Source organism: Enterococcus olivae (genome assembly GCF_053760925.1).
Window position 1 is genome coordinate 1 of the sequence record NZ_JBSMVT010000056.1, and the last position, 2,504, is coordinate 2,504.

Genomic DNA, 2,504 nt, shown 5'->3' on the forward strand with positions numbered 1-2,504 from the left:
AGCTCTTTAAAGTAGATACTTCTAAAGAGATTAAAGAAATGAGTCTTGGGACCAAAAGAAAGCTAGCGGTCGTTACTGCTTTTATGCATAATCCAAAAATATTGATATTAGATGAACCTACTTCAGGATTAGATCCTGTTATGCAAGAATGCTTCATTCAATTTATCTTAAAAGAAAAATCAGAAGGGAAAACAATCCTCCTATCTAGTCACATCTTTACTGAAGTGGATGCAACATGTGATCGCATTGCCATCATTAAGAATGGGGTAGTGGTTTCAACAGTTGAATCCAATGAATTGAAGCAGAGTACGAATAAATCATTCAAAATTGAGTTTGCTAGTTTTGAGGATTATCAGAAGTTTATAGAAAATACCGAATTTACTATTCCAACTAAAAGACCTGAACAAAATCAAGTTAAACTAAGTTTAACGGATCAGAAGATGCAAGAATTTTTTACAGAATTAAGTGAGGTAAAGGTAAATTTTATTTCAGAAATTAAATTTACTTTGGAAGATTACTTTATGGACTTTTATGATCGTAAGAAAACAGTGGCTGCTGGAGAGGAGAATTTGCGATATGGCTTACATTGATATCAAACATTTGACTAAGGATTATGGAAATGGACACGGAATATTTGATGTATCTTTAGAAATTGAAAAAGGAGAAAACTATGGCTTCGTAGGTATCAACGGTGCAGGAAAAACGACTACTATCCGGCACTTGATGGGTTTCCTGAAACCTGATGAAGGAAGCGTCACTATTAATGGACTTGATGCCACCAAAAGTAGTGCAGAAGTCAAACGTTATGTATCTTATATTCCTGGTGAGATCAATTTTCCAGGAAACAAAACCGGTGAAGAGTTTTTAAAAGATCAAATCTATTTATCTGGACGCGGAAGTTGGGAACGTGCTAAAGAGTTAAGTAATCTTCTTCAATTAGATGTGACGGCCAATGTGCGTTCCATGAGTAAAGGGATGAAACAAAAAACAGCTATTGTTTCAGCATTTGCATCTAATGCAGATATCTTAATTATGGATGAACCAAGTACAGGTTTAGATCCTCTAATGCGTGACATCTTCCTTGATCTTTTAAAACAAGAAAAGAAACAAGGAAAAACGATTCTTATGTCTAGCAATATCTTCCAAGAAGTGGAAGAAGTCAGTGACCGAGTCGCAATCATCCGAGAGGGCAAAATTATTGATATCACAGATATGGCAGACATTCGTTATAACGAGAATAAAAGTTATCGAATGGAATTTAAATCACTCGCCGATTTCGAACGTTTCTTAAATTTAGGCTACCAATTGACTATGGTAAAAGCGGAAGATTTACAAGTTTTCGTTCAAATTCATGATAAAAATATTAATTATCTCATTCAAGATTTAAAAGATTTTGACTTGGTCTATTTTAAAGAAATTAAATTCTCATTTGAAGATTATATTACTGAGATATTTAAGGAGGAAGTATAAATGTTTTCAAAACCAATATTTAAGCAAAGTATCAAAACCAATTGGAAACTATGGGCAATTATCACAATCGTCGCTTCAGTCATTTTATCTGGTTTCATCATAGGTTATGATGCGGCAGGATATGCATCGATTGCCGCTGCAGCGGAAGGAACCGCTTTTTCCAGTCTTCTCTCATCAATGGACAGTCTCTTAGGAAACTTAGAAAATTTCTATAAACTGATTGGTCTTATTCTTGGAATTGTTTATGTTGTATTTACAGCAAATACTCTTGTAGTGAGCGAGGTAGACTCTGGATCTATGGCTTATACTTTATCAACACCCATAAAACGTTCAAGTGTCATTTTTACCAAATCGCTTTACCTCATCTTATCGGTTATTTTAATGTATGTCATTGTTTCATTAGCCGGTTTAGGTGCCTCTCAATTAAAGTACAACAACGTGACGGGCTATCCGATCACAGAGGATATAGAAAAAGCATCAGAAACATTAGATAAAAGTGAAGGTTATCTATCTGAACATTTATATTTAATTAAAGATAATGAACAAGCTATGCGAGATGCTGCTGAAGCTCGCGATATGGATCTGGACGCCTATTCAATATACTTAGGAGAGGTCATCAAGGATCACTCCTATGAAGAGGCTGCAAAAATTATCACCGATGAACGTCGGGATATCTATGAAGATGATGATGACATGGAAGATGATGATATTGAAATCACAACTGAGGAATTGATCAAAAACCCGGCGATGATATTAGCAAGTAATGACGCATTGACGGCTGGTGCAAGTGTACAAGGAATTTCTGTTAATGAGTACCGTCAATTTCTAGCAGATGAAATAACTGCACTTAAAGCTGAAAAGAATGAAGAAAATAAAGGAAAATCTCAGCCAACTGTCATGATTACGAAAGCCAATCGCGAACTCTTATTACAGGCTGTTATTGACTCTTCTGCAAAGGCCTTAAATATGAATAGTGCCCAAGTGAAAGATAATTTGACTTTAATTAAAGATCCTACCGCTTTAGAGGCGTCTAT

The 2,504-nt window shown here is 35.2% G+C and carries 3 protein-coding genes; all 3 read left to right on the forward strand.

Going from position 1 to position 2,504, the window contains the following annotated elements; all coding sequences use genetic code 11:
- Positions 1 to 590, forward strand: a 590-nt coding sequence (locus tag ACWODM_RS16245; RefSeq protein ID WP_455322361.1) for an AAA family ATPase, incomplete at its 5' end; no start/stop codon positions are given.
- Positions 577 to 1,470, forward strand: a complete 894-nt coding sequence (locus ACWODM_RS16250; protein WP_048602892.1) for an ABC transporter ATP-binding protein — start codon at positions 577 to 579, stop codon at positions 1,468 to 1,470. The genes ACWODM_RS16245 and ACWODM_RS16250, both read left to right, overlap by 14 nt.
- Positions 1,471 to 2,504 (forward strand): ABC transporter permease subunit (locus tag ACWODM_RS16255; RefSeq protein ID WP_455322362.1); only part of this gene is annotated, 1,034 nt, incomplete at its 3' end.